The organism is Nisaea sp. (assembly GCF_039990255.1).
In the GTDB taxonomy this organism is placed as follows: domain Bacteria; phylum Pseudomonadota; class Alphaproteobacteria; order Thalassobaculales; family Thalassobaculaceae; genus Nisaea.
The window spans coordinates 725,422-751,504 of the sequence record NZ_JBDXGG010000018.1 but is presented as its reverse complement, the minus strand read 5'-3'; the positions used below and the strand labels follow the sequence as shown (position 1 = coordinate 751,504).

General features: G+C 58.6%; 24 protein-coding genes. 7 read left to right on the top strand and 17 right to left on the bottom strand.

The window, feature by feature from the left end; translation table 11 throughout:
* Positions 1–36 precede the first annotated feature (36 nt).
* The 3 genes from araD to ABJ076_RS13795 form a co-directional block, all read right to left on the bottom strand.
* On the bottom strand, positions 37–1,761 hold the full coding sequence (araD, locus tag ABJ076_RS13805; RefSeq protein ID WP_348194068.1) for an L-arabinonate dehydratase: 1,725 nt from the start codon (positions 1,759–1,761) through the stop codon (positions 37–39).
* A gap of 81 nt (positions 1,762–1,842) precedes the next feature.
* Positions 1,843–2,325 carry a GNAT family N-acetyltransferase gene (locus ABJ076_RS13800; RefSeq protein ID WP_348194066.1) on the bottom strand — a complete coding sequence of 161 codons (483 nt, stop codon included), beginning with the start codon at positions 2,323–2,325 and terminating at the stop codon, positions 1,843–1,845.
* 95 nt (positions 2,326–2,420) lie between these two features.
* Positions 2,421–3,098 (bottom strand): 3-oxoacid CoA-transferase subunit B, encoded by a 678-nt coding sequence (locus tag ABJ076_RS13795; protein WP_348194291.1) that lies wholly within the window; start codon positions 3,096–3,098, stop codon positions 2,421–2,423.
* Between the two features lie 252 nt (positions 3,099–3,350).
* On the opposite strand from ABJ076_RS13795, the gene ABJ076_RS13790 reads away from it, so the two are divergent.
* Positions 3,351–4,559 (top strand): aminotransferase class V-fold PLP-dependent enzyme, encoded by a 1,209-nt coding sequence (locus ABJ076_RS13790; RefSeq protein ID WP_348194064.1) that lies wholly within the window; start codon positions 3,351–3,353, stop codon positions 4,557–4,559.
* An 80-nt stretch (positions 4,560–4,639) separates the two neighbouring features.
* Here the strand turns inward: ABJ076_RS13790 and ABJ076_RS13785 are convergent, their stop codons facing one another.
* Positions 4,640–5,317 carry a 3-oxoacid CoA-transferase subunit A gene (locus ABJ076_RS13785; protein WP_348194289.1) on the bottom strand — a complete coding sequence of 226 codons (678 nt, stop codon included), beginning with the start codon at positions 5,315–5,317 and terminating at the stop codon, positions 4,640–4,642.
* 156 nt (positions 5,318–5,473) lie between these two features.
* Between ABJ076_RS13785 and ABJ076_RS13780 the strand changes: the two genes are divergently transcribed.
* Positions 5,474–6,676: a pentapeptide repeat-containing protein gene (locus ABJ076_RS13780; RefSeq protein ID WP_348194062.1), complete on the top strand. Its 1,203-nt coding sequence runs from the start codon at positions 5,474–5,476 to the stop codon at positions 6,674–6,676.
* A gap of 52 nt (positions 6,677–6,728) precedes the next feature.
* Here the strand turns inward: ABJ076_RS13780 and ABJ076_RS13775 are convergent, their stop codons facing one another.
* The 5 genes from ABJ076_RS13775 to ABJ076_RS13755 form a co-directional block, all read right to left on the bottom strand.
* The gene (locus ABJ076_RS13775; protein WP_348194060.1) at positions 6,729–7,442 is read right to left on the bottom strand and encodes a hypothetical protein; all 714 of its coding nucleotides are present in this window, start codon (positions 7,440–7,442) and stop codon (positions 6,729–6,731) included.
* Positions 7,443–7,540: 98 nt separating this feature from the next.
* Positions 7,541–9,232, bottom strand: coding sequence for an EAL domain-containing protein (locus tag ABJ076_RS13770; RefSeq protein ID WP_348194058.1), 1,692 nt, complete (start codon positions 9,230–9,232; stop codon positions 7,541–7,543).
* 221 nt (positions 9,233–9,453) lie between these two features.
* Positions 9,454–10,164 (bottom strand): alpha/beta fold hydrolase, encoded by a 711-nt coding sequence (locus tag ABJ076_RS13765; RefSeq protein WP_348194056.1) that lies wholly within the window; start codon positions 10,162–10,164, stop codon positions 9,454–9,456.
* A gap of 209 nt (positions 10,165–10,373) precedes the next feature.
* Positions 10,374–11,168, bottom strand: a complete 795-nt coding sequence (locus ABJ076_RS13760) for a fumarylacetoacetate hydrolase family protein (protein ID WP_348194054.1) — start codon at positions 11,166–11,168, stop codon at positions 10,374–10,376.
* The gene (locus ABJ076_RS13755) at positions 11,165–12,406 is read right to left on the bottom strand and encodes a M20 family metallo-hydrolase (protein WP_348194052.1); all 1,242 of its coding nucleotides are present in this window, start codon (positions 12,404–12,406) and stop codon (positions 11,165–11,167) included. Before ABJ076_RS13755 ends, ABJ076_RS13760 begins: the two co-directional genes overlap by 4 nt.
* 192 nt (positions 12,407–12,598) lie before the next feature.
* Here ABJ076_RS13755 and fghA point away from each other — a divergent pair, with 192 nt between their 5' ends.
* Positions 12,599–13,453 carry an S-formylglutathione hydrolase gene (gene fghA / locus ABJ076_RS13750; protein WP_348194050.1) on the top strand — a complete coding sequence of 285 codons (855 nt, stop codon included), beginning with the start codon at positions 12,599–12,601 and terminating at the stop codon, positions 13,451–13,453.
* A gap of 18 nt (positions 13,454–13,471) precedes the next feature.
* Here fghA and ABJ076_RS13745 read toward each other — a convergent pair whose 3' ends face one another.
* Entirely contained in the window at positions 13,472–14,074 is a 603-nt protein-coding gene (locus ABJ076_RS13745; protein ID WP_348194048.1) for a class I SAM-dependent methyltransferase, read from the bottom strand.
* 60 nt (positions 14,075–14,134) lie between these two features.
* On the opposite strand from ABJ076_RS13745, the gene ABJ076_RS13740 reads away from it, so the two are divergent.
* Positions 14,135–15,358 carry an MFS transporter gene (locus ABJ076_RS13740; protein WP_348194046.1) on the top strand — a complete coding sequence of 408 codons (1,224 nt, stop codon included), beginning with the start codon at positions 14,135–14,137 and terminating at the stop codon, positions 15,356–15,358.
* On the opposite strand, the gene ABJ076_RS13735 is transcribed toward ABJ076_RS13740, so the two are convergent.
* Positions 15,350–16,321 (bottom strand): alpha/beta hydrolase fold domain-containing protein, encoded by a 972-nt coding sequence (locus ABJ076_RS13735; protein ID WP_348194044.1) that lies wholly within the window; start codon positions 16,319–16,321, stop codon positions 15,350–15,352. The genes ABJ076_RS13740 and ABJ076_RS13735 overlap by 9 nt on opposite strands.
* 149 nt (positions 16,322–16,470) lie before the next feature.
* Positions 16,471–18,021, bottom strand: a complete 1,551-nt coding sequence (locus tag ABJ076_RS13730) for an alkaline phosphatase family protein (RefSeq protein ID WP_348194043.1) — start codon at positions 18,019–18,021, stop codon at positions 16,471–16,473.
* 178 nt (positions 18,022–18,199) lie between these two features.
* Between ABJ076_RS13730 and ABJ076_RS13725 the strand changes: the two genes are divergently transcribed.
* Entirely contained in the window at positions 18,200–19,306 is a 1,107-nt protein-coding gene (locus ABJ076_RS13725) for a M14 family metallopeptidase (protein WP_348194041.1), read from the top strand.
* 90 nt (positions 19,307–19,396) lie between these two features.
* On the opposite strand, the gene ABJ076_RS13720 is transcribed toward ABJ076_RS13725, so the two are convergent.
* From ABJ076_RS13720 to ABJ076_RS13700, 5 genes are all read right to left on the bottom strand, one after another.
* The gene (locus ABJ076_RS13720) at positions 19,397–20,290 is read right to left on the bottom strand and encodes an OmpA family protein (protein ID WP_348194039.1); all 894 of its coding nucleotides are present in this window, start codon (positions 20,288–20,290) and stop codon (positions 19,397–19,399) included.
* Positions 20,291–20,447: 157 nt separating this feature from the next.
* Entirely contained in the window at positions 20,448–21,698 is a 1,251-nt protein-coding gene (locus ABJ076_RS13715) for an FAD-binding oxidoreductase (protein WP_348194037.1), read from the bottom strand.
* 8 nt (positions 21,699–21,706) lie between these two features.
* Positions 21,707–22,657: a 3-hydroxyacyl-CoA dehydrogenase NAD-binding domain-containing protein gene (locus ABJ076_RS13710; protein ID WP_348194035.1), complete on the bottom strand. Its 951-nt coding sequence runs from the start codon at positions 22,655–22,657 to the stop codon at positions 21,707–21,709.
* A 70-nt stretch (positions 22,658–22,727) separates the two neighbouring features.
* Complete coding sequence (locus ABJ076_RS13705) at positions 22,728–23,948, bottom strand: O-antigen ligase family protein (protein WP_348194033.1); 1,221 nt, start codon at positions 23,946–23,948, stop codon at positions 22,728–22,730.
* A gap of 7 nt (positions 23,949–23,955) precedes the next feature.
* Positions 23,956–24,372: a DUF6165 family protein gene (locus tag ABJ076_RS13700; protein WP_348194031.1), complete on the bottom strand. Its 417-nt coding sequence runs from the start codon at positions 24,370–24,372 to the stop codon at positions 23,956–23,958.
* 114 nt (positions 24,373–24,486) lie between these two features.
* Here ABJ076_RS13700 and ABJ076_RS13695 point away from each other — a divergent pair, with 114 nt between their 5' ends.
* Positions 24,487–25,557 (top strand): glycosyltransferase family 9 protein, encoded by a 1,071-nt coding sequence (locus ABJ076_RS13695; protein WP_348194029.1) that lies wholly within the window; start codon positions 24,487–24,489, stop codon positions 25,555–25,557.
* A gap of 46 nt (positions 25,558–25,603) precedes the next feature.
* Positions 25,604–26,080: an NUDIX domain-containing protein gene (locus tag ABJ076_RS13690; RefSeq protein WP_348194027.1), complete on the top strand. Its 477-nt coding sequence runs from the start codon at positions 25,604–25,606 to the stop codon at positions 26,078–26,080.
* Positions 26,081–26,083: the final 3 nt, after the last annotated feature.

The following is a 26,083-nucleotide window of genomic DNA, read 5'->3' as shown; positions in this document are numbered from 1 at the left end:
ATTTGCGAATATGTCGCCGGAATATATGTGTGTTTTCTAGTGAATTTCAGGCTCTGGCGTCGGCGCCGTGCCTTCCAGCACATCGAAATCGCACCCCTTATTCGCCTGCGTTATATGGGCCGCATAGATTGCCCCGAAACCGCGTGCGAATTTGGCTTCCGGCGCAACCCAGACAGCACTTCGAGCCGCAAGTTCTGCATCATCAACCAGAAGCTTGAGTGTCCGCCCCGGAATATCGAGGGCAATCATGTCCCCGTCATGAACATGGGCCAACGGCCCGCCGACAAAGCTTTCCGGAGCCACATGCAGCACGCAGGTGCCATAGCTGGTACCGCTCATTCGTGCGTCGGAGATACGCACCATATCGCGAACGCCTTGCTCCAGAAGCTTCTTCGGGATTGGCAACATGCCCCACTCCGGCATACCGGGTCCGCCCTGCGGTCCGGCATTCTGTAGAACGAGGACCGAGTCCTTCGTCACAGGCAGATCGGGGTCATCGATCCGCGCCGCCATGTCATTGTAATCCTTGAACACTACAGCCGGGCCGGTATGCGTATGCAACGAAGGATCGGCGGCGATGTGCTTGATGATAGCACCGCCTGGCGCCAGATTGCCGCGCAATACTGCCAAGCCACCCTCGGCCGAAAGCGCGTTGTTCCGCCGCCGGATAACGTCCTCATTGTAGATGTCTTTACCCTCGATATTCTCGCCCAGGGTCTTGCCGTTCACCGTCATGCAGTCGAGATGCAGGATGTCCTTCATTTCGTTCAGCAACCCCGCAAGGCCACCCGCATAGAAAAAATCCTCCATCAGATACTTACCAGACGGCCGAATATTGGCGAGGAACGGGGTGCGCTTGGAAATTTCGTCAAACCGCTCAAGATCCAGCTCAACGCCGAGACGCCCGGCCATAGCGACCAGATGGACTACTGCATTGGTAGAGCCACCCATCGCCATCACTGTCGTGATCGCATTCTCGAACGATTTCTCGGTGAAGACGTCAGACGGCTTCACGTCTTCCCAAACCATATCGACAATACGGCGGCCACAACGCGTCGCCATCCGGGCATGGTTGCTGTCCGCGGCCGGAATCGAGCCCGCATCCGCCAAGGTCAGTCCAAGCGCCTCGGCAGCACACATCATCGTCGCCGCCGTGCCCATGGTCATGCAGGTGCCGGGTGTCCGGGCGATGCCGTCCTCGATCTCTTCCCAATCATCCTCGGTGATATTTCCGGCCCGCAGCTCGGCCCAGTATTTCCAGGTATCGCTACCGGAGCCGAGGGTCTTGCCGCGCCAGTTGCCGCGCAGCATCGGCCCCGCCGGCACGAAAAGCGCCGGAATGTTCATGCTGGCCGCGCCCATGAAAAGGGCGGGTGTGGTCTTGTCACAGCCGCCGAGCAACACCGCGCCATCGCAGGGATAGGAACGCAGCAGCTCCTCCGTCTCCAGCGCCAGCAGGTTACGGTACATCATCGTGGTCGGCTTCTGGAACGGCTCGGACAAAGAGATTGCCGGCATCTCAACCGGGAAACCTCCTGCCTGCCAGACGCCCCGTTTCACCTCTTCCGCACGGTCGCGGAAATGGGTGTGGCAAGGATTGATATCCGACCAGGTATTGATGATCGCGATGACCGGCTTTCCAGCCCAATCCTCACGAGCATATCCCATCTGCTTGGCTCTGGAGCGATGCCCGAAAGAGCGCAGGTCGTCAACTCCATACCAGCGGTAACTCCGCAATTCCTCATAGGATTTGCGCGTCATAAATTCCTCCCATTATCTCCGCCGTATGAAGCCCGCGGCGGGTCGGGTCTGCCTTACCGGCATGTTCTTTAGAGTGTTGTTCTAGAGTGGTTTTTCCAGGACAAGTTCCATCGGGTCAAAGCCAAAACCACGGTAAGCGGCGAGTCCCGCAGCATTGCGCGCGAGCGTATGGATACGAAGCCGTCTGGCTCCCTGATTCTTCAGATGGTTTTCAATCGCCACGAGAAGCTGCAAGGCAATGTCCTTGCCGCGCCATCGGTGCAATACGAAGACATCCGAAACATAGCCGTGCGAAGCCAGTTCCGGAAAATTCAAAGGGTCTTGATCGAGCGCCATCCAGCCGGCAACGAATCCGGCAATGTCTGCACCTACCCAGGCAATAAAGATAGCGCCGGCGCCCTCTTCGGCAGAATGGATCAAATAGTCAACATGATCCGCCGCGACCCTGTCACCCGGCTGCCGTGCCTGATGCAGGTATCGCTCGAAATCTTTCAACTCGCGTACAAGGTCGGTCAGCCCTTCCCTGTCACTTGCGCGAGCTGGCAAAATTTCTACTGCATCCATGACTTAGGAACGTCCCCAGTAAAGCTGCACGGCTCCTGCCGCATTAAGAAACGCAGTGAAACCGGGGATCCGGATCGAGTCAACCAACGCGAATATTAGACCGCGGGAGCGGACAGGATACTGCAGTCCGGCGCCAAGGTCAGTTCAGGCTCAGTAAGCTCCTGAAGTCCAGAAAGCGTCAGTCCCTCGACCATTTCGCGGACAATCATCCCCTTGTCGGTCACGTCGATCACAGCGAGATCCGTGAAGATCTTCGTCACCACATGCTTCGCCGTCAGCGGATAGCTGCAGCTTTTGACGATTTTCGGCTCGCCCTTGCGGGTCACGTGGTCGGTCAGGACCCAGACCTGTTTGGCTCCGGCCGCAAGATCCATCGCGCCGCCGACACCCGGCGGAAATTTCGGGTTCTCGGTAGTCCAGTTCGCGAGGTCGCCTTTTTCGGAGATCTCGAAGGCGCCGAGCAGTGCGAGATCGATATGGCCACCACGGATCATGACGAAGGCATCCGAATGCACGAAGAATGAACCGCCTGGAACCAAGGTGATCGGGTCTTTCGAGGCATTGATCAGTTCGGGGTCTTCGGTGCCCGGTTCAGGAGCGGGACCGACGCCGAGGATGCCATTTTCACTATGCAAAACAATCTCGCGGTCCTCGGGCATGAAATTCGCGCAGGTGGTCGGCAAGCCAATCCCGAGGTTCACGTAACTGCCGTCGGGGATTTCGTTGGCTGCACGCCAAGCGACCTGATTCCGCGTCAATTTAGTCACTGCGATATCCAGTCCCGCCGCTTCCATGGCCATCCTGATGCTCCAGATGCGTTATAAGTCGTGCCGTATAATAGCGCCTCACACTCGCTTTTGAAGTGTTGCCGCCTCGCGCGACTGACCATATAACTCAGGTCGCACGTCCCGAATAGACGGGATTCCTTACGGATCACCCAAAGAGAAACGTGGATAGTGCCGGATCGTTGCCGGGTTAAGCTTGCTGTACCGGCGTTCCGGCGCGGAGAAACAGGAGCTACGGATATGTCTGGTTACAGCGTCAAGCGCGGTCGGAACCTGCTTAACACCCCCGGCCCGACCAACGTGCCAGAGAGGGTCCAAAGGGCCATGGTCCGGAACCCGATGGATCTTGGCGATCCTATCGCGCTTTCCATGATCGAGACATGCTTCGAGGACCTGAAGAAAGTCTTCAAAACCAAGCACGAGCTCTTCATGTATGCCTCGAATGGGCATGGCGCCTGGGAAGCCGCTCTGGTCAACACCATGTCCCCGGGTGATCTGCTGCTTGTCCCGGAACTCGGCAATTTCTCGACCGGCTGGGGTGAGATGGCAGAAGCGCTGCAGATGCGCACTGAAACCTTAAAGGGCGACTGGCGTCAGGCCATAGACCCGACCAAGATTAGGGATCGCCTCGCCGCCGACAAAAACCACGAGATCAAAGGCATTCTGCTGATCCAGACGGATACCGCCACCAGCGTCACCTGCGACGTTCCGGCGATCCGCAAAACAATTGACGATGCGGAGCACCCTGCCCTGCTTCTGGTCGATACGATCCCGACGCTCGCCGTCACCGATTTTCGGATGGATGAATGGGGTGTCGACGTTGCCGTGGCCGCCTCCCAGAAAGGCCTGATGATGCCGCCAGGCCTCGGGTTCGTGGCCGCTTCTCCCAAAGCACTCGAGGCGCACAAGAAAGCAACGTCACAGCGACGCTACTGGGACTGGTCCTTGCGGCTCGCCTCGGAAAGCTACAGGACGTTCTGCGGCACCAGCCCGCAGGTCCAGCTCTATGGCCTACGTGCCGCTCTCGACATGCTGCTTGAGGAAGGTCTGGAGAATGTTTTCGCCCGGCACAAACGGCTGGCCCAGGCCACCCGGCTAGCGGTCGAGCATTGGGGCCAGGCCGGCGCCATGGAACTGAACGCGATCAATCCGGATCAGCGCGCGGACGGTGTCACCACAATCCTTCTTAAGGAAGGCATCGACGGCACCCAGATCCGCGATGTATGCCGCGACGAATTGCAATGCGCCCTGGGTGGCGGCTTGCGCAATCTCAGCGGCAAGGCTTTCCGTATTGGCCACATGGGCGACATGAACGAGCCGATGCTTTACGGCGCACTCGCCAGCGTGGAAGCCACCTTCGCCTATCTCGACATCCCTTACACGCCTGGTGGCGTGACCAAGGCAATCGAGTATCTGGTGGAATGCCGCAAGCGCGGCTGCAAAGCCTGAGTCCAGCGGCCTCAGGTTTATTTTCAACAAATCCAGCCCCAGCCGCCCTCAGGCGGCTGGCTGTAGCTTACCCGGCATCTTTAGGCAGCTATGGCAACTGCCGGAACGTGGAAGACGCGGTCCACGAAAACTCCCGGCGTCACGATGGTCTCAGGGTCAATTTCGCCCAGATCAACGATCTGACGTGCTTCGACGATGGTGCACTCAGCAGCGGTGGCCATGACCGGACCGAAATTCCGGGCTGACTTATTGTAAATCAGATTGCCCCAACGATCGGCCTTCTCGGCCTGAATCAGTGCCACGTCACCTTTCAGGGCATATTCCAGAACATATTCCCGTCCGTCGATCTCACGGACTTCCTTGCCTTTGGCGAGCTGCGTGCCCACACTTGTTGGCGTGTAAAACGCGGCAATTCCCGCTCCAGCTGCGCGCATCCGTTCGCTGAGCGTTCCCTGCGGCACCAGTTCCAGTTCAATCTTTCCAGCAGCATACAACTCATCAAAAGCGATGGAGCCAGCGGAACGTGGATAGGAGCAGACGATCCGGCGGACCCGGCCCTCTTTCAGAAGGGCGGCAAGTCCCCGATCTCCAGTCCCGGCATTGTTCGAGACCACCGTCAGATCGCGGGCGCCCTGGTCGAGCAGTGCATGGATTAGTTCCGTCGGCACGCCAGCGGCACCGAATCCGGAGATCAGGATCGTGCCCCCATCCTTCACACCGGATACCGCGTCAGCGCGCGCCTCAACGATCTTGTTAATTGCCACACCGAACCCCTTATATACAGCACCTGGACCATCAATCCGCCTTTATGCCGGTGCGCTGCTGCTCCGTCCAGCCTCGATTAAGTGTCCTCAAGCTCTTGGTTAGCACCACTCTTAACGAACCCTTAAACAGCATCCTATAGGGTGAACAGCATGAGCTCTCTCAATTACATCTCGAAAGAGTCCCTGGAAAACACCCTGCACCAGCACATGCTGTGGCTGGATGATTCAACGCTTGGAAAACCTGCGGACCTTTCGGAGACAAACCTGTTCGGCAGTGATTTTCGCAGCAAGAAGATGCGAAATATCCTGTTGCGCGGCGCCAACCTTCAGGGTGCAAACCTGGAAGGCGCTGACCTGTCTGGTGCCGATCTGTCCGGTGCTGACCTGATGTCTGCGAACTTCCGCGGCGCTAAACTGGAGAAGGCAAATTTCACCTCGGCAGTTATCGCATCGGTCAACTTCACTGACGCGGATATGCGTGGCGCCAATTTGTCCCGTACCAGAGGGCGTTTGACCGAAACCAAATGGTCCGGAAGCGAAAGCGACACGACGCCGCTCAATCTGTCCGATGCCAAGTTGCATCACGCCAATATGGAGCGGGCGGACCTTTCCGGTGCAATCCTGGAAAATGCGGACCTGTCCGGCGCGAACATGGAACGCAGTAATCTGTCCAACGCAAGACTGAGTGGCGCGACACTGCGGAACGCCAAGCTTGTCGGCGCGGCACTGGATGCAGCCGACCTCAGCCAGTCCATCGCGACCGGAGCCGACCTGAGCGGCGCCACCTTAAAGAATGCGATGATCAAGGGCGCTGTTATGATCGGCGCCCTGATCAAAGATGCGGATCTTTCCGGCGTCGACATGAAAAGTGCGCGACTGCACGCAGCAATGGACCCGATGTCCGTAGAGCTGCATCGTCAACTCATTGAGCATGATTTTTGGGTTTCGACCGGAGGTGCGAGAGGCGCACGCGCCGATCTCGAGGGCGTTAACCTCGACAATGCGGACCTTAGAAACCTCAATCTCAGTGGCGCTCAAATGCGTGATGTCAGTTTCAGGGGAACGCAGTTCAATGGCTCTATGCTGATCCTGGCAGATCTCACAAATTCCGATTTCGAGATGGCGAGCCTGCGCGGATGCAATCTATCTGGTGCCTGCCTGTGGGGCTGCAATCTACGCCGGGCAGACCTGACAGACGCATCAATCCAACCCGCACCGATCAGCTCAAGCGACGGCTCAAAAGCAGGTCGCGTTCAGAAAACGAACCTGCGCGCGGCGAACCTTGAGAACACTTTACTCGAACCGCTCAACCCGGATCACGTCCTGATGGACAGCCCCCAGGTCGCATCCTGAACCAAGCCTTCGATCCTGTTCAGAGCGGATTATCCAGGGAAAGCCTCCGCAATCAGTCTTTTGGCCGGGAGGAGCGCACTCTGTGGCGAAGTTCCGTAAGACTCACGGTCGCAACGCTCTTGAGCGGCAAGAGGTCGCCAAGCCCCATGCGCAGCGTGTGCTCAATCTTTTCTTTTGAATAGCGCGTTACAGGATCACTGACCGCCAGGGAAAGTGCGCCAGAAAGTGCTTCGCTAATCCGCGACCGGTTCGCGAGAATTAGATCGGCAACCTCTGTATCGTAAACGTTGATCAGAACACGTCCCAGACACTCGAACTTATCGATTTTCGGATCGCCCGTATTTGGCGAAGCGATAATCTCGTCAGGAAACGGAACGGCATGGATCGAGTTTTCAACCGCCACCAATCGTAACCGAAGCAAGTGAGCCACCAAGGACATTCCGGTAAATACGCCTGTCACGCGCATCATACCGAGGTAATTTGGATCTCCGACGAGAGAAACACCAAAAAACAGATCGAAGACAAAATTGAGTATCAAGAGCCCAAGGGCCATCAGCATACTTACGGAAGCAAGAATAGCTGCCGCGATAGTTGCCAACCAAAGGAAGTATTTGAGATCAAGTCCCGAATCCGGGGCCTGCGTATGCTCAGTTTTTTTGGGCGACGGTTTTAAGCTGCCACCCGCCGACGGTGGGCTCGGTGCTTTACTGTCTGCCTCTGGCGGTTCTGTACCCGCATCCTGCTTCTGGTTTCCGTCCTCAGACACAGATTCAATCCCGCACTTCTCTCAGAGCGTTTGGACACCAGCCAGCTATAAGTGATAGAGACTGCTCATGCAGAAAAACAGGGCACATACAGGGGATCTCACACAAGAATCGCCATGTCTTGATCGATCTGATTTCGGTATGAATGCGTGTCACGCAGCCGGGTCTCTACATCCTCCGGCGTCAATGGTTTATCGAACAGGTAACCTTGAGCGAGATCGCATCCATACGATTGGATATCAGCAAGCTGCTTACTCGTTTCAACACCTTCCGCGACGCAGACAACTCCCATCGCCTTTGTCATGGCAACGATGGCCTGGACGATCGCATTACTGCCCTTGCTCGCCTCCATTGTCTGCACGAATGATCGGTCAATCTTCACAACATTGACCGGCAGATCAACGATATGGACAAGCGATGAATAACCGGTGCCGAAGTCGTCGACAGCCGTCGGCACCCCCATTGCAACGAGTTGATCGAAAAGCTGTTTCGCCGACCGGATGTCGGCAACAATACTTGTCTCGGTCAACTCGCACTCAAGAGCACCAGGCTCAACCCCGGCATCGTGGAGGAGGTTCGTCAGAAATGGCACTAGCCGGTTCTCACGTACATCCTCCGCACCGATATTGAATGCGACGGGAACAGTACGGAGCCCTGACGCTCGCCATTCCTTGATCTGCGCCACAAGTTGTTCGAGCACGATGAATGTCAGGTCCGATGAAATACCAGCCCGACCAGCAATCGGCAGAAACTCATTCGGCCCCACGATACCGCGTTTCGGGTGATTCCAGCGTATCAGCGCCTCAAGTCCTGAGATCTCACCGGTTTGACAGTCGACCTTCGGCTGATAGGCGAGCCAGAACTCCGCCCTACGCTCCGAAACCGCACGCCGGAGATCGTGCTCGACAACCAGATTCCGGACCGCCTCACGGTGTGTCTCGTCTTCGTAAATCTCTGTACTGCCAATCGCTTTCTGCATCGCTGCATTCAGGGCAAAACGAGCTTTACGCACGATGTCCTCGGGATCGAGGTCTGGATCGTTGATCCGGCTGATCCCGAAATGCGGGACGATGCGCGCAGCATTTTCGCTCGGCGAGTAACTGACCTCGACACAAGCGCGCAACTTTTCAACCAATCCCGCGAGATCTTCCGCTCCGCCTTCAGTCGAGACCACAACACCGAGGGTGGAATCGTCTAGCAGAGCAACTTCAGAGACAGCCTCCAGGCGCCCCAGCCGGTCCCCCGCTTCCCTGACAATCCGGGCACGCGTTGCTTCGCCAAGCGTGCCTGCAAAAAAACCAAGGCGCCCCAAGGAGATCGCAATGACCATTGACGTGCCATCGAGCGAGAATTCACCGGCATGAACGCGTTGTCCAACCCGGCTGCAGAATCCGACCAAATTCGGCAATCTGGTTGCTGGATCGTTGAATGCGGCCCAAACAAGCTTCTCTTCCAGAGAAACCCTGCTGCGCCGATCACGCAGAACCAAAAGACAACATCTGTTAGCATCGCGGTAGACAACCGATGAACGGCCTTCGAGCAACAAGCCGGAGCCGTCACCGCGGCGCCCGTTGATCTCGACGACATCCCCCTCCCCTCCGGGAAAAAGCATGTCGCTATCAGGAAAATAATTCGAAAAAGGGCTACCGATCAGTTTCAAAGCCGTCAGCCCAAGCGTTTCGAGTGCGGACGTGTTTGCCGCAACGACGAGACCGCCTGAATCGATCAGAAACACGCTATCATGCAGCGCATTGAAAGAACTGAACTGGTCAGCGATATCTGTATCACTCATCAATTGGTCCAGGAGTCCATGCTGGCTTACTAATCAAGCCAGCGAAAACGGCTTTACTTGTCGCATACCGTTAACTGACGAAATTAGTCGCGGTGAACCTAAGAAACGGTAAACGCACCGGGTTTTATTGAGTGGGGAGTGTTCATAGGTAACCATAATCGCGTCTAGCCGCAGCCCCAAGAACCGCGCCGCATAATGGTGCGTCGCTGACACCAACATCGCTAACCGCCAGCTTCTTCCAGCACGGCGGTAAACTCATCCGGCATATCGACCATGATATCATGTCCGCAAGGAAAACTCCTTACGTCCCAGTCCGGCCTGCCGCTCAATTTCTCGACACAAGCGTCGAATTGCGGGGCTTTATACGCGTCTGCCCGGACGTAATACTTGGCGGAAATTCGATCAACAGCGCCAGTCAATCTGACCGGTTGCGTAAAACAAGACATTGGAAAATTCGTGCATTTCGCATCGACCCATGCCTGATCCGCCTCGTTCACACGAAATGACGCTGCCGGGGTTGGCGGCATCCACCAGCCTTTGCCGACAGACCTCACTTGCTCGAAGGCCAGCTTGACCCGCTCAGGCGGTCGCAAGTCCATTGCGCTTTCCCCGTCCGAGGGCACAAAGGCATCGACATAGACAAGTGATTTGATCCGGGGCGCTTCCCGGTCTGCGGCACCGGTGATCACCATCCCGCCATAGGAATGTCCGCACAGGATCACAGATTCCAGATCTTCCCAAGACAACAGGTTCGCAACATCAAGGATATGGGTCTGGAGCCTGACCGAAGGTGACAATAAATGCGAACGGTCAGCGAGCCCCGTCAGGGTCGGCGTATAGACATCATGTCCCGCTGCACGGAGCCGGTCGGCGACCCGCCGCCAACACCAGCCACCATGCCATGCTCCATGAACCAGAACGAAAGTTGCCATACTCAAGCCATTCCTGAACGATCGACCACTAACCCCACACTATTTCCATGGTGGTGTGGGAGCACAGGATGGTGACACCGCCAGATGTGTCCGACAAGCGATGAAACACGTCTGGTATGTATCATCGGGAAATGTGCTTGCCGGAAGACAGATGCATAGCAAAAACGGAAACGCGACTCGCGGCTACCAAAGCCGTCCAGCACTCCAAATCAGACGAAATCCACCTCGATACGACCGAGTTCGCCAAGATCCGCAACACATTGGGCCGGCTCGTCAAAATGCACCGTCTTGATAATACTGCCTAGGAGCACGAACTCTCCTGCCCTGAGCGGGCGCCCCTGCTTACAACGCAAATTTGCCAGCCAGGCAAGCGCTTCGAACGGATGGCCGAGAATATCGGCTCCGACACCGGCTCCAGCATCTTCCCCGTCGATATAGAGGTTACCGGTGATCGCCGCGAGATCGAGATGCTGCCAGTTCATTACCGGCGCCCCGAGAATGGCTCCCGAATTGAAAAAATTATCTGCCACGAGCATTGGCACCGGCAGGGACGGATAATCGGTATAGCGGTCATCAACGAGCTCGACCGCAGGCATTACCGCCTCGACGTAACCACTGACAGACTCCCGGGTAAAAGCCTCGTCCTTGGCGAGATCATGCGAGAGCAGGACCCCGATTTCGACCTCAATGCCGATCCGGTGATAAAGCTTTATCTGAACATCCGCGCGCTCATGAAACTCCATGGTGGCGAAAACCTCGCCGGCACATGGCTCGCTGATCTTCATATAATCCTGCATCACTTTCGTAGTGCAACCGATCTTGTGGCCGACAACCGGCCCGAAACCTGACTGCGTCAAATGTGCATTGAGCTGGTTCTGCAGTTCGTACCCGTCAGCAACCGTCTCCGGCATTAGCGCGTCGGGAAGACGATCGGTCGGCCCACCGCCGAGGCGCGCCGCTGCGAGGACCTCGACAGCGCGCGCCGTGTTTTCGGCTGAGGTCATGATGTCTCCTTCTGGGAGGTTTTGAGGATGGACGCAGTGGCATCGGCGAGCACCTGGCACCCGGCAACAATGTCTTCCTCATGGCTGTCCTCGGCGAAATCATGGCTGATGCCCCCGATAGACGGAATAAACAACATGGCACAGGGTAATGCTTCGCTCAGTACCATCGGATCGTGTCCGGCCGCACTCGGCATGCGTCGCCACTTGCCCGGAGAAGTCTTCTCCGCAGCAGCCGCCAGATGAGCCTGGAAACCGCCATCCATGTCACATGGCGGGACCGGCGTGCGGGAGCGTTCGGCACTCGCCTTGATGCGGCCCTCCGCATTTACCTCAGCGATCAGCTCAGCGACAATTTCCTCGAACTTGTCGAGCAGCGCTTCTTCGCTGTCCCGGAATTGCAGCGTGAGCTCGGCATAACCCGGCACGATAGATGCCGCTCCCGGCTCGATCTCAACCCGCCCGAGCGTCCAAACCGTGGTCGGCTTTGCATGCTTCGGGAATTCTTCGTGGATACGACTGGCCACCTGGAAAAGGGCCGTAGCCGCGTCCTTGCGGCGCGCCATCGTGGTCGTCCCAGCGTGGTTCTGCTCGCCGATAAATTTAAGCGTCATGCCTCGGATGCCTACAATACCGGTGACGACACCGATCTGCTCGCAGGCATCTTCCAGCCAGGCACCCTGCTCGATATGCGCCTCGAGATAACCGACATAGCGGCCCTCTTCCATGCGCAGGCGCGGAACATCGGTCAGCCCCGCATCCTTCAGCGCATCGGTCAGCTTCACACCATCCCGGTCGGTCGCGTTCGCTTCCACTTCAGGATCAAGCGTACCGATCCACGACCGGGACCCGATGCAGCCATAGAACCGGCTTTCCTCGTCCTGCCATGAGATCACATCAACGGCGAGATCCGAGGTTTCCGGATCTTCCGCGAGAGCGCGCGCCACCTCGAGGCCGTAAATCACGCCGAGGGCGCCATCCAGCCAGCCACCGCGCGGCTGAGTGTCCGAATGAGAGCCAACGATAAGGGCCGGTCCATTCTTCCGGGACCGGCCGAGAACGTTGGCGACGCCGTCGAGAGTCGTGTCCAGACCTGCCTCTTCGAACTGCTTCTTCAGCCAGCGCCGCGCCTCCAGATCCTTATCACTCAATGCGGGCCTGACGACCCCCGTTTCGACCGCTCCAATAGAGCGCAGGGTTTTCAGGTCGTTCAGCAGGCGCTCGGCATTGATCTTAGGCATGGGGTCCCTCTTACTAAATCAGCGCGCATCCTAAAGACCTAAGGCGCCGGACATAACCCCGTTTACCTGAATGGGACCGTTCCTTGCCTCACGCCGCCGTTTTAACGGAACCGTTCCGCAGGCAATCTCCATGGTGTAGCCTCCTGCCCAAACGCGGACAAAGGCCCGACGGCCAATTAAGGATAGAGAACAATGACTGTACCGGCCCTGACAACCGTCTCCGAAGCCAAGGCCTTCGGTGGAAAGCAATTCGTCTTTTCCCATGCCTCCTCCGAGACCGGGACCGATATGCGATTTGCCGCCTATCTGCCGCCAGCCGCGGAAACGGCGAAAGTTCCGGTTCTCTGGTTTCTCTCTGGCCTGACCTGTACCGAGGAGAATTTCACGGTGAAGGCAGGTGCCCAGCGCGATGCCGCTGAATTGGGCATAGCCCTGATCGCTCCAGATACCAGCCCGCGCGGCGACAACGTTCCTGACGATCCGGATGGCGCATACGATTTCGGTCTCGGTGCCGGTTTCTATGTCGACGCCACTGAGGCCCCCTGGGCCGTCAACTACAGGATGCGCAGCTACATCGAGAAGGAACTGCCTTCTCACATCGAGCAGGCCCTGCCACTCGATATGACACGGCAAGCGATCACCGGGCACTCGATGGGCGGTCACGGCGCGCTGACCATCGCTCTCAGAAATCCTGACCGGTTCAAAAGCGTTTCCGCCTTTGCCCCTATCTGCTCACCGATTAACTGCCCGTGGGGCAATAAAGCACTCAGCAATTATGTCGGGGCGGACCAGGCCGACTGGCGGCAGTATGACGCCTGCGCCTTGATCGAGGATGGCGCCCGGGTGCCGGATATCCTTGTCGACCAGGGGTTGGCCGACGGTTTTCTTGAAGGCCAGCTAAAGCCCGAGATGCTGGAAGCCGCCTGCGACAAGTCTGGCATCCCCCTGACTATGCGGCGCCAGGACGGCTACGATCATTCCTATTATTTCATTGCCAGCTTCATGCAGGATCACATGCGCTGGCACGCGGAACGGCTGGAAGGTTAACACCCGTGTCCACCGTGATTACCCGGGAACCCGGTACCGGTAAACATTGGCGCTCATGGATTCCGGCACTGTATGTACTTCCTCTGACTTCCAGTCCGGCAGCGCGAAAGTGCTCGTGATCACCACAGCACCCGGCTGCAGATCGTCGACGAGTTTCCGCTGTAGACCGCGCATCGGCGCGACCATCAGGTAACAGAATACGAGATCCGCATCCGAGAGATCGCTCTTAAGGAAATCACCACGGTGGATTTCAAGATTTAGACGACGCTGAAAAAGTCTCCGTATCTGGCAAACAAACCAAGGGACTGGCGAGAGCTCGATGGCAACCACGCGTGCAGCCGGGTACCGCGCGGCCAGCTCGAAAGCGATACCGCCCCAGCCGCAGCCGAGCTCATAAATCGTTACCGGTGAGAAATCCCCCGGGATCAGCCGAAACACGGCCTTTCGGGCTGACGGGTGTGACGGCATGGGCGGCACACCGGTGCGTAGGGTGTAATAGAGGATCGAAATCCCGGCGAGCAGCAAGACAGCAAACAGTGAGGCTTCGAGCATCCCATGATCAATCAACTCGCCTAGGAGATTGCCGAGAGACGAGGCTTGCGTGCTAGTTTGGTCAGCCATCTTTATGTGTCCTTGCCCAATGGCTCGCGGCGGACGGCAGACCAGTAACCGGAAATACCCATGTCCCTTTCCGAACGCCTGACCGGCCTACCACTTCGGGAAAACTTTCCCATCGCGCTTGTTGGCCTCGGCCACGGCGCCATCCATTGGACGAGTGCTGTCTTCTACCTGCTGCTCCCAGCCCTGTCGACGGCTCTCGGGCTTAGCTACACGGAGACTGGAGCACTGGTCAGTGTGCTTCATTTCAGTGCTTTCGCTGCGAACTTTTTCAGCGGGCCACTGGTGGATCTTTCCGGCCGCCGTGTGATCTTTCAGGTACTGTCAGTCGCCATCGGTGCTTTGGCCTTAATGGTTATGGGGCTTGCCACCACCTTCTTCGCCCTCGCCGGGCTTGTCGTGGTGCTCGGCGTCACAAGTAATCTCTGGCACCCACCGGCAATCTCATTCCTGTCAAACCGATATCCAAAGAGCAGGGGCTACGCCTTGTCCATTCACGGGCTCGGCGCCAGTGCCGGCGATACCGTGGCGCCGCTCACCGCCGGTGCCCTGATGGCCGCTTTTGGCTGGCAGCAGGCGGCGGAGATCTCCGCCCTGCCAGCGCTTGCTGTTGCCGGCATCCTCTTCATCGTTCTCATGCGCTACGAGACGACAAAGTCAGAAGACGCGACGGCACCTGGTGTTGGTTTGTCTGAATACTTCGCCGGTATCCGCTCTGTCATCGCCAACCGAGCCATCCTCGGCCTGTGCATTATGAGCGGATTCCGTTCCATGACCCAGGGCGGTTTGTTGGCTTTCCTACCGCTGTATCTGGCGGACGTGATGCAGTCCAGTCCCGTCATGATCGGCATCGCCATGGCCGCCATGCAGGTCGGCGGCGTCATCGCAACACCAGCGGCGGGAATATGGTCCGACAGGGTTGGACGCCGGACAGTCGTGCTCGCCGGGCTGACAGCCTCCACCGTGCTGATTACAAGCCTCACCTTCCTCGGCAGCCAGGCGGCCTTTGTTGCCGGTATATCACTACTCGGCTTCGTGCTTTATGCGGTTCGACCTGTAGTGCACAGCTGGATGATGGACCTCACTCCGAGTCGTCTGGCCGGGTCAGCCACCAGCCTGATGTTCGGAACCCAAAGTGGCTTCTCCATTGTCATGCCGGTCATCGGCGGCATGCTGGCGGATCAGTTCGGCCTAGCCTCCGTCTTCTACATGCTGGCTGGGACCATACTGATGACCAATATTCTGACCCTCCGCCTGCCCAAAGAACGGCCCGAGACATCAGGTTAGGTTAAGGTTACGCCGGATCGCGGTCGCAGCATCGCCGATCAGTTCATGCGCCAGGTCCACCATCCGGGTCAGGTTGATGAAAGCATGACAAACACCGGGATAGAGTTTGTATTCCACGGGCACCCCTGCCGCTTTCATCCGCTCATGCATGACGATTGAATCGTCTCGCAGCGGATCAAGTCCGGCCGGATAAAGCTGGGTCGGCGGCAATCCTGCGAGATCCGCCTTCAGCGGACACGCCAGGGGGTTCACTGCATCCTCATCATCGCGCAGATAGTGATTCCAGTACCACCGCATCGACGCAGAGGAGAGACCGAAAGAGCCGTCGCCAAACAAGGTATGGGACTCATCTTCGAGATCCCGGTCGAAGCAGCCATAAAACAGGGTCAGAGAGCGGATAGGACTGGCACCCTTGTCGCGCATCGACAGCGCCGACCCGAGCGCCAGGTTTGCGCCCGCACTATCGCCGCCGACAGCAATCTTTTCGACATCTAGGCCCCAGTCAGCCCCATTGTCCCGGACATATTCGATCGCCGCGACACAATCCTGCAGGGGCGCCGGAAACTTGTTCTCCGGCGCGAGGCGGTAATCGACTGCGACCACAGCGCATCCGCTCTGCAGCGCGAGATAACGCATCGCCCGATGATGGGTCTCAAGCGAGCCGACAACCCAGCCACCACCGTGGAAATAGACCAGAACAGGTGCCGGGCGCGGTACGTTTGGGTAAAGCAGGCGCACCCGGATCGGGCCGTTCGGGCCATCGATATGCTCTTCGCGCACATCCGCCATTTCCGGCAAATCCTGATTCCACCAGGATCGCTCCGCTTCCATCCGGACACGGGATTCCGGCGGGCTCGGGTCAATGGAGAGCGGCGGGAGCCCTTCCTCTTCGACAATCTTGATCATCCGCTCCATGGCCTGCGCCATCTGCGGATCAATCGAATAGTCAGTCGCCTCGCTCATAGCATCCCCCGAATGCACTCTCTGTTTTCAGCAACTTAGCAGCGCTTTGCAGGCGCCGCCAAGATGCGGCACAGGACCGGACCAATCAGCGACCTGCGACGGATCACTACGCCTGCTCATAATCACTCCGCAAAGCTCTGCAGGGTTCGTTAAAACCGCTCGGCAAAGCTCCGCTCTACTGGCCCCTCAGCCGTTACTTCAATCCCGTTCAAAGTGCGCTCGCTCATCGCCTGACGCCAGGAAAGCATCCCGCGAGCCGCTTCCAATTCCTCGGCTGCATAGTCCGGGTTACCGGAGAGATTCACAAGCTCATGCGGATCGTTCTCCAGATCGAAGAACAGCGGAGGAAGTCCGGCAAAATGCACATACTTGAAACGGTTCTCCCGGCGCACAGCGAGTTGGCACTGATCAAGCCGAAGGCCAAGCTCAGCTTCCGGAATGCCACCGGTAACATCCCGAAAATCGAATTCCCAATGGGCCGCATCGCGCCAAGTAGACGGCTCCTTGCCTTTCAGGAACGGCAACAGGGACCGGCCATCATATTGCAACGGTGTCGGGATACCGGACCATTCCGCCAGTGTCGGCGCGATATCGATGGATTCCGTGAACCTGTCTACTTGGACACCACGCGGATTGTTCGTTCCAGGCATCCTGACAATGAGCGGAATATGATAGCTCTGCTCGAAATAGCCGAGCTTGCCGAACAGGTGATGGTCTCCCAGCATTTCAGCATGATCGCTTGTCAGTACGATCAATGTGTCGTCATAGGCTCCTGCCTTCTTTAAGCCTTCAACCAGCAGGCCGAGCTGCGCATCGACCTCCGCCACCATGGCGAAGTAGACCGCCCGAACAGCCCGGATTTCGTCCTCGCTCCAATCGGTCACCAGCCGGTCGCCGCCGCCAGGCACGAAATGCTTCGACGGCACACGCCCCAGCATGAAACGGAGGAACGGATGCTGCGCCGCTTCCGCCTCAACCGTTTCCGCCCTGTTCGGTTCCGGAACCAGCCCGTCCTCAATCATCGAATTGTAGGGCTCCGGCACCGAAAATGGCGGGTGCGGCCTGATGAAGGATAGGTGGGCGAACCAGGGCTTGTCCGCGTCCTGCTGCCCCAGATAATCCAGGAACCGTTCAGTTATGTAGCCAGTTTCCGTGTGCTCCGAGGCGAATTTTGGCGTCAGGTCGGCCCGGCTGAACGGACCATCTTTCGGCACCGAACCGTAGACGCCCTTGAGACCTCCCGACGCATCCTCACCCTTGCCTTCCAGCCAATGCAGCCAGTCGTACGCGTCCTCATCGTATCGGGTGTGGCGTTCAAAGCCCGGCAGCACCTCTTCATACGTGGTGAGGCGCGGGTCCTTGGCGTGCCGGATCCGCGGATCGAGGGTCTGATCAGTATAGCCAAGCAGAACAGGACCGTACCCGGCACGTCGTCCCTCCTGCGCGATATTGGTAAAGCGCGCATCTAACGGACTGCCGTTACGGCAAACCCGGTGGTTCATCTGGTAGAGCCCGGTATAGAGAGAGGCGCGGGCCGGTGAACACGGTGCAGCCTGACAATAATGCCGCTCGAATAAAACGCCATCTGCCGCCAGCGCATCGATATGCGGCGTTCGCACCGCCGGATGGCCAAGGACCGACAAGCAATCGCCACGCCATTGATCGGCAGTGATAAGCAGGATATTTCCGGGTAACGCCATGACGACTCGCACTCACACTTTTCTGGCACACACTTATGGATACAGTGGCCGCAACGCTGACAACTTGTCCCGATCAGCTCAACAGATATTTCCGTTACGGCAATGGTGCCAGTATGTGGCTGTTTGCTAGTCTCTCCTCCTTCACGGCTTTCGCCACCTTCCCCATGGACTGGACCAGATGAGCATCCTCGAATTCATCGATCACGCGTTTTCCGAAGATTACCGTCAGGCCCGCGAGCGCTTCCTCGCGGCGGCCGAGCGCGAAGGCGCCACGGTCACGACTTACGAGAACCCTAATAAGGGTCCCTATGGCGAAACCCTCGCCTGTGACGCCGCCTGGGTTGGGCCGAAGGATGCCACGAAAGTTCTGGTGACGATCTCCTCTACCCACGGCGTGGAGGGTTTCTGCGGCTCGGGCGCGCAGGTCGACTGGTTCCTGTCCGGTGCCCGGCAGGGTCTCGACGCAGACATGGCAGCGCTGCACATCCATGCGCTGAACCCGCACGGCTTTGCCTGGCTGCGCCGGGTCACCGAAGAAGGCTGCGATCTGAACCGTAACTATATCGACTTCACGAAGCCCATTCCGGAAAACCCGGGCCATGACGAGTTGGTCGATGCCCTCGTCCCGCAGTCCCTCGATGAAGAGACCATGACAAAGGCAAAAGAAGAGATCGCCAACTACCGGATCGAACATGGCGAAAGCGCTTTCCAGACGGCTCGCAAGGCCGGACAATACAAGCACGCACACAGCATGTTCTTCGGCGGTTTCGGCCCGTCATGGGCGCGCCAGACGCTAGAGAAGATCATCCGTGACTTCAAGCTTGCGGACCGCTCTCTGGTAAGCGTCATCGATTACCACACCGGCCTTGGCCCCTATGGATATGGCGAGCCGATCTGTGCCCACCTTCCCGGCAGTGCTGGCATGAAGCGGGTTGTCGAGATGTATGGGGATTCCGTTGGCGTGCCCGAACTGGGCACGTCGTCTTCGATTCCGTTGCACGGCACGTCTCGCGAGTTATGGAATGCCAAACTAGGCGATGATTACACCTATGTCGCCCTGGAATACGGCACCTTCCCGACGGACCGTGGTCTGACTGTGCTCCGCGAGGACCACTGGCTGCACAATCAGGGCGATGTTGACTGGTCGGCGCCGGAGACGAAACGCATAAAACAGCAGATCCGGGATCACTATTCCCCGGACAAAGCCGACTGGAAGGAAATGGTGCTATGGCGGTCCCGCCAGATCATCCGCCAGACCCTGCAAGGCCTCGCCAAATTCGGATAACGGTCCGAACTCCGATAACGGATTGCATAAAAGCGTAGCAAAAAATAAGGCCGCCCGAAGGCGGCCTTATTCCTATTTGGTGTCCGCTTGTTAGCGGATGATTTCGATCTTCACGCGGCGGTTCTCAGCTTCGCGAACACCATCCTCGGTCTTCTTCTTATTGTTCTTCTCGCCATAGACCTTGATCTCTGTGGACCCGGCGATCTTCATACGCGACCGAATGTCGAGCGCCCCCATGACGGCCTTCGCCCGGCGCTCCGAGAGCGCCATGTTGTAGGCTTCCGGACCGGATCGGTCAGCATACCCGGACAGGATGATGGTGCTTGCCTTCATCTCGTCGACCGCCATGCCTGCATCAGCGATGATCTGGCTGGCCTTGCCTGTGATCTTGTCAGAGTCAAAGTCAAAGTTGACGGTGTAGGTCGCGGCCATACGCTGCGGAGCCTTCGGCGCCGGAGCAGGTGCCGGAGCGGCAGCTGCCGGAGCCGGTGCAAGCGCGGAACGTACGGCTTTCATCGATGCCATGTAATCTGCGCGGCAGCGGGCGATATCGTCAGGCTGGAAGTTTTCTTCCTGCTCCTGCATCCAACACTCGAATGCGGCCTGTGCCTGCGCGGCGTTAACAGAGGCTTTCTCGGTCGCCGTTGCAGCCAGGGCCTCGACCAACTCGCGGCGGGCTGTTGCAAGTTCGCCCTGGTTCGCTGGCGGCAGATTACGAGCGCTTATTTCTTCCGGGGTGGTCGGGTTATTGTTAGCGGCTGAGATTGCCCGCAGCGCAAACGCATCGGAATCACCATAATCGCCTTCTAGGAATTCGAGCTCAGAGAGAGCCATGTATTCCTTGTAAAGCGAAGTGCTGAAATCACTTCCTTTTGGTTCAACCATGCGTGCATTGTCGAGCTGCATGCCGGCACAGCCGGATAGAAGTACCGCTCCAAATACGGCAGCGGACTTTTTCAATATTGGGTTCTGAAAGCGTTTCATGCTTCTCCCTTTCAAACTGGATTCTCGTAAATGCCTATGAGTCCCCACGGGACTCTTATCCCATGAGACGCCGCAAGCAATGGTTTTCTCAACATGATAGTCTGTAAGCTAGGTTTGTCAGACCCCCGTAATATGAATATGCCAACCTGAACGAGAGCTAAAAGCGACCGGCACTGAACGGCATCAAGTCAATGGAAGGCACCCGGCCAGAGACCAGATCAGCCAACACATAACCGGTACGCGCCGCCAGTGTAAGCCCGAGATGGCCATGTCCGAACCCCAGGAACACATTCGGTATCCCCGACGCAACCCCAATCACAGGCTTGCTATCTGGCGTAGACGGTCGGCATCCGACCCACTCCCGGGTGATTTTATCTCCCAAACCGGGAAGAGCCTTTTGAGCCAGCGGCACCATACGCCTGATACTCCTGAAGTCCGGAGGGGCATCAATGCCGGCAAATTCGATACCGCTGGTCAGCCGAATGCCGTCCTGCATCGGCGCCAGCACAAAACTGTGGTCACCGACCACCACCGGGCGGCTAAGCTTCGGGTTATCTTCGGCACCTATGTTGAGATGATACCCGCGTTCCGTGTCCAGAGGCACACTGAAACCGAGCATTTCACAGATCCTCCCGGACCAGGCACCAGCGCAAACAACGACATTGTCCGCTTCATGCATGCCGAGATCTGTAATCACTTTGCGCACCCTGGCGCCGTCAAATTCGAACCGCGTCACCTTCTCGCCGAGGAACCGGCCACCCAAAACGATGAGAGCTTGGGCATAGGCCTCAGTCAGCTTGAGCGGACTGGTGACGAAATGGTTGTCGGGCTGAAAGGCGCCATGGGTGAAGTGTGGCGACAGGGCTGGCTCCAGCTGGCGAAGTTCGTCCTGGTTCAGGAGCTGCACGTTCGCCCCCAAACGCTCAATGGTCTGCCGCTCCTCAAGCGGGCCCGCGAAAGACTTCTCCCCGGCATAGACCTTTAGCCAGCCGAGGGGCTTGACGATGCCCTCGATCCGATGAGCCTTCATCAGCGACAGATGGGCCTCGGCGGCCGACGGAACGATACTTGCCAACTCGCGGGATATCTGTGCCACCCGGGACGGCCGGCTCGCCGCGAAGAAACGCACGAGCCAGGGCATTATTCGCGGTAGGTAGGACCAGCGAATGGAAACGGCCGAGGCAGGATCCATCAACATTTTCGGCACCTGCTTCAGATTTCCTGGAGACCCAGTCGGATACATCCCGCCAATCGCAATCGACCCGGCATTGCCAAACGACGTCGCGGTTCCGGGAGACTTGGGATCGAGCACCGTCACCCGGTGTCCCTCCATCTGGAGGCAAAGCGCAGTGGCAACGCCGACGATCCCGGCGCCGATAACGATCACGGATTTTCCAGGACCGGCCATTTCAGTCTTTACCCTTTCACCTGAAGCATCTTGAGCAAGGCAATAAGCTTTTCATCCCGCTCGGCCTCTAGCTGGTCGATGGACCGGCCGGCCGCTTCCGCGTCGACGCCCTCAATCAAATTCGCCCGGAGATCCGCATCCAGCTTTGGCGTTTCCTGCATGGTCTCCCACCAGGCTTCCATAGCCGGGCCGATATGATCGTAGAAATGTCCCATGCCGCCTTTCCCGCCTGCCAGACCGAAGATCATGTGCGGGCCCATAAGGGCGAGCCGCAGCCCCGGTCCCTGCGCCATTGCGGCGTCGATATCCTCGATGGAGGCAACATCCTCTTTCACCGCCATCACAGCCTCACGCCAGAGCGCGGCCTGCAACCGGTTCGCCAGATGGCCCTTGAGCTCCTTCTTCAGACGGATTGGGTGCTTGCCGACATGCCGGTAGAAATCCATCGCCCAGTCCGCCGCCGCCGGATCTGAGTCTTTCCCGGCGACCACCTCGACCAGCGGGATCAGGTGCGGCGGGTTGAACGGATGGCCGACGACGAACTGGCGCGCATTCTTCAAGCCCTCTTGCAGATCGCTCATCACCAGCCCGGATGTGCTGGAGGCGAAGATCGTCCGCTCCCCGATCACAGCATCGACGCGGGCATAAAGCTCCTGCTTGATATCAAGCCGTTCCGGCGCGCTTTCCTGAATAAAATCGCAACCCGCGACCACCTCTTCTGGCGTCGCGACGAACCTGAAGCGCGCCACGGCGGCACCGGCGGAAAGCCCAAGCTCGGTCAGCTGTGGCCATGCATTGTCGATGAAAGCCCGCATCTTGGCTTCGGCATCCGGTCCCGGATCCCAAGCCACAACGTCATAGCCTCTGGAAAGGAAGAAGGCGGACCAGCTCGCGCCAATCGTGCCGCCACCGAGAATGCCAATTTTGCGGACCGCGTCGACCGCCGGATAGTGAGCCACTTTGAGCCTCCCTGTTTATTTCACTGTTCTTGGAACAACTAAACACCAGGGAGCAGCGCCGGAAAAGAGATCAGTCGGAAGGGCTTTCGTTGCGGCAGAGCACGCCAAAGGCAAGCACGGTGAAGCCGATGATGCCGAGCCACGTCTCCTGCCAGAGGCCATAGGAGACGGCGGCGATCACCAGCCCGCAGCAAAGCGCCGAGATCGCAGCGGCCCGAGCCGGACGCGGCAGCCCGTCGGATGCCACAACCAGACGCCAGATCAACGCCAAGGCCGCCAGGATGCCGCCGAGGCCGAGCTCCAGCCAGATCTGGATTGCCGCGTTATGCGGATGGATCGTGCCATGCTTGAAGAAGCTGTATGTCGCCCTCACCGCCTCCGGCACCTCAAGACTGCGCATTGCCCCGAGACCAAAGCCGATAAATGGCTGTTCCAGTGCCACCATGGATGCGCTGTGCCAAATCTCCAGCCGGTCCGCGAAAGACGGCGGGAATACCGCGACATAATCCGGGACCCAGACCAGCAGGTTGCCGAGCAGCCAGGGCGCGGCAATCATCAAAGGTAACGCGAGCAGGAACACGAACCGGGACGCGATCCGGCCACTCAGAGCCGCCAATGGCAGTATCAATAGTCCAACCACAGCCGCAAGCATTGCCGAGGAGGACTCTCCAATAGAAGCCACGGCCAACCCGGCCAGAACAAGCACCAGCGCCACCGCACGGCGACCGGCGAGCCACAGACCCGCTGCGGCAGGCCAGCTCAGCAGGACGAGCGCGGTACTGCCCCGGTTGAACCGGGACGGAGCCACGTCAACATCCCATCCCTTACCGGAGAAAAACCGGTAGAGCGGTGCATCAAAATTCAGCTCGATTGTGAAAATCATTGCGCCGAGAAGAATTCCGGCGCCCAGACACAGCACAAGCGGCCGCGTCGAGAACCCCGCCCTGATTTCCGGCGCGGCGGAGACGCATACCAGTAGCAGAGCAAGCAAGCCTAGCTTTTTCAGCATTCCGGCAATGTGCAGGCCATTTCCGCCGAACCATGCGCCGAGCATCGACAGGGCGACAATGGCAGCAAAGACAATCAGGACCGGCTTTTCCGGCCATGCGATCCGCCGCCGCTCCAGCCAGACAACGCCGAGCAGCAGGATGGCCAGCGCGATGAACAGCGTCGCCATCGCCTGCTTGGCCAGCACACCGACCGGCACGAACAGCAGCAGCACGACTGCCAGAGCCCAGAACCGGAATCGCGCGAAACGGGGATCGGGCGCCATCGCGCCGGAAAATGTCATGCCCGCCTCACTGGCTAGCCGTCTCCGGCGGGAGATAATCCTTATAGGACTTCTCTTCGACAAGGGCGGAGCCAAGCAGAAGATTGATCTCTTTCTTGATTGCCGCCCGCTGGTCGTTGACGCGGTAGACGCTGCGCGCCAGCTCGATGAATTTCGGCCCGAAATCGCCGCCACGCTCGCAATCCCGGATATCGTCCTCGATCACCCAGAGCGTCTCGTTCACCGCTTTCAGCCGTGCATAGGCACCGGCCAGCTCCGGGCTCTCCGGGATCTTCTCTCCGCGAACCTTCTGCAGCATTGTGTGTTCGAGTTCGACATTGGCGCGCTTCGCCACGTCCTCGATCCGCTCCAGCTTGATTTCCAGGATCGTGATCTTGTCCAGCATCTCGCCGGGCGCAACGGGGACCAGAATTGTATCGCTCATAAGGGCTTTCCAGTTATCTGCCGAGTATATGCCGACCAAACAAAAAATGGTCCGCTTGGCTACCATGTGTGGTTTTGGAAGCAAAGATTCGTAATAGTGCGGACCCGCGACAAAATGAACCGATCACGCGCCATGACATCCAAGCCCGCCGCTTCGCAAACGCCCGAGACGATCCTGATCTATTCCTGCGGGGAAACCATCGGCGACGGCCTGTTCAAGCTGCCGTTCCTGAAAGATCTCCGGACGCGCTTCCCCGAGGCGCGGATCACCTGGCTGGCGGGACTCGGCCCGTCCATGTATGCGGGCCCGCTCGCACCAGTGGTCGCCCCCCTGCTGGATGAGGTGATCACCGAAGCCGGGATCGGCGACGATATGAACCATATCCTGCCCTGGGGCACGCGCCCTCTGGACGGCCGGCACTTCGATCTTGTGATCGACACCCAGATCACTTTGCGCCGCACCCTCTCCGTCCGCCGGATCAGGCACAGCCGGTTTATCAGCGCCTGCGCGGGCTACTGGCTCTCCGACGCGCGCCCGACAGCGGCCCAGAAGCCGGGCCGCCACCTCTTGAAAAACCTCACCCTGCTGCTCGACCTCGCCGCCCCGGAGCGGATGGCGCACGCCCATAAAGGCCCGATCGACGTGGTGGCGCCGGAACACAAGGCACTCGCCGCCGAACTGCTGCCGGACGGCCCCGTCTATATCGGCATCGCTCCCGGCGCCGGGGACAAAGTGAAGGTCTGGCCGGAAGCGAACTTCCTCGCCGTCGCAAAGGAGCAGGTGGCAAAAGGCCGGACCCCGGTCTTTTTCGCCGGACCGGAAGAAGCGGCAAAAGTCCCTGAATGGCGCGCGGCGGTACCGGAAGCCCTCTTCCCGGAATGGAACCGGACGGACGACAAACCCCACCTGAAAGGCCCGGTCCTCGCCATGGCGCTCGCCGGCCGCCTGCACGCCGCCCTCGCCAACGACAGCGGCACCGGCCACATGATGGCCACGGGCGGCGCCCCGCTGGTCTCGCTCTTCAGCAAGCACAACCCGGCGAAATACGCGCCAAGCGCCGTGCGGCTGAAGATCGTCGATGCGAAGGATTACGGCGGGAAGGACCCGGAGTTGATTCCGGTTGGCGATGTGATTGGGGCGATGGAGACAATGACCGAAAGAATGGTATGTGGTCCGTCCGCTTGAATCTCTGGCGTCCACCCACTTTGTTCCGACTGTATGAGTGAACATTATGCCTGAAACTCCCATTCGCGCCTTGCTCAGCTCCCTAGTTGCGGTCCGGCAATCCGAAACGCAGAGCGAAGTACTCCTACTGAAAAGGACCCGAACGCCGGCTGGCGAATGGTGCCAGATTTCCGGCAGTATCGAAGAGGGAGAAACCGCCTGGCAAGCGGCGTTGCGCGAGTTACAAGAGGAAACCAGCCTGAAGCCCGTCTCGCTCTACTCCGGCGATATCAGCGAGCAGTTCTACGAGGCGGCGCGCGATGCGATCATTTTGGCGCCAGTGTTCGTCGCTTTCATCGATCAGGCACATAAGGTGATGCTCAATCATGAACATAGCGAATACCGGTGGGTCGGATTCGACGAAGCGGTGGAGATGGTCGCATTCGGCGGCCAGAGGCGGGTTCTCCGCTGGGTCGAAGACGAGTTCGTTAAGCGAACTCCAAGCGAATATCTGCTGATCAGTACGGCCGCGACGCCGAAGTAGGGG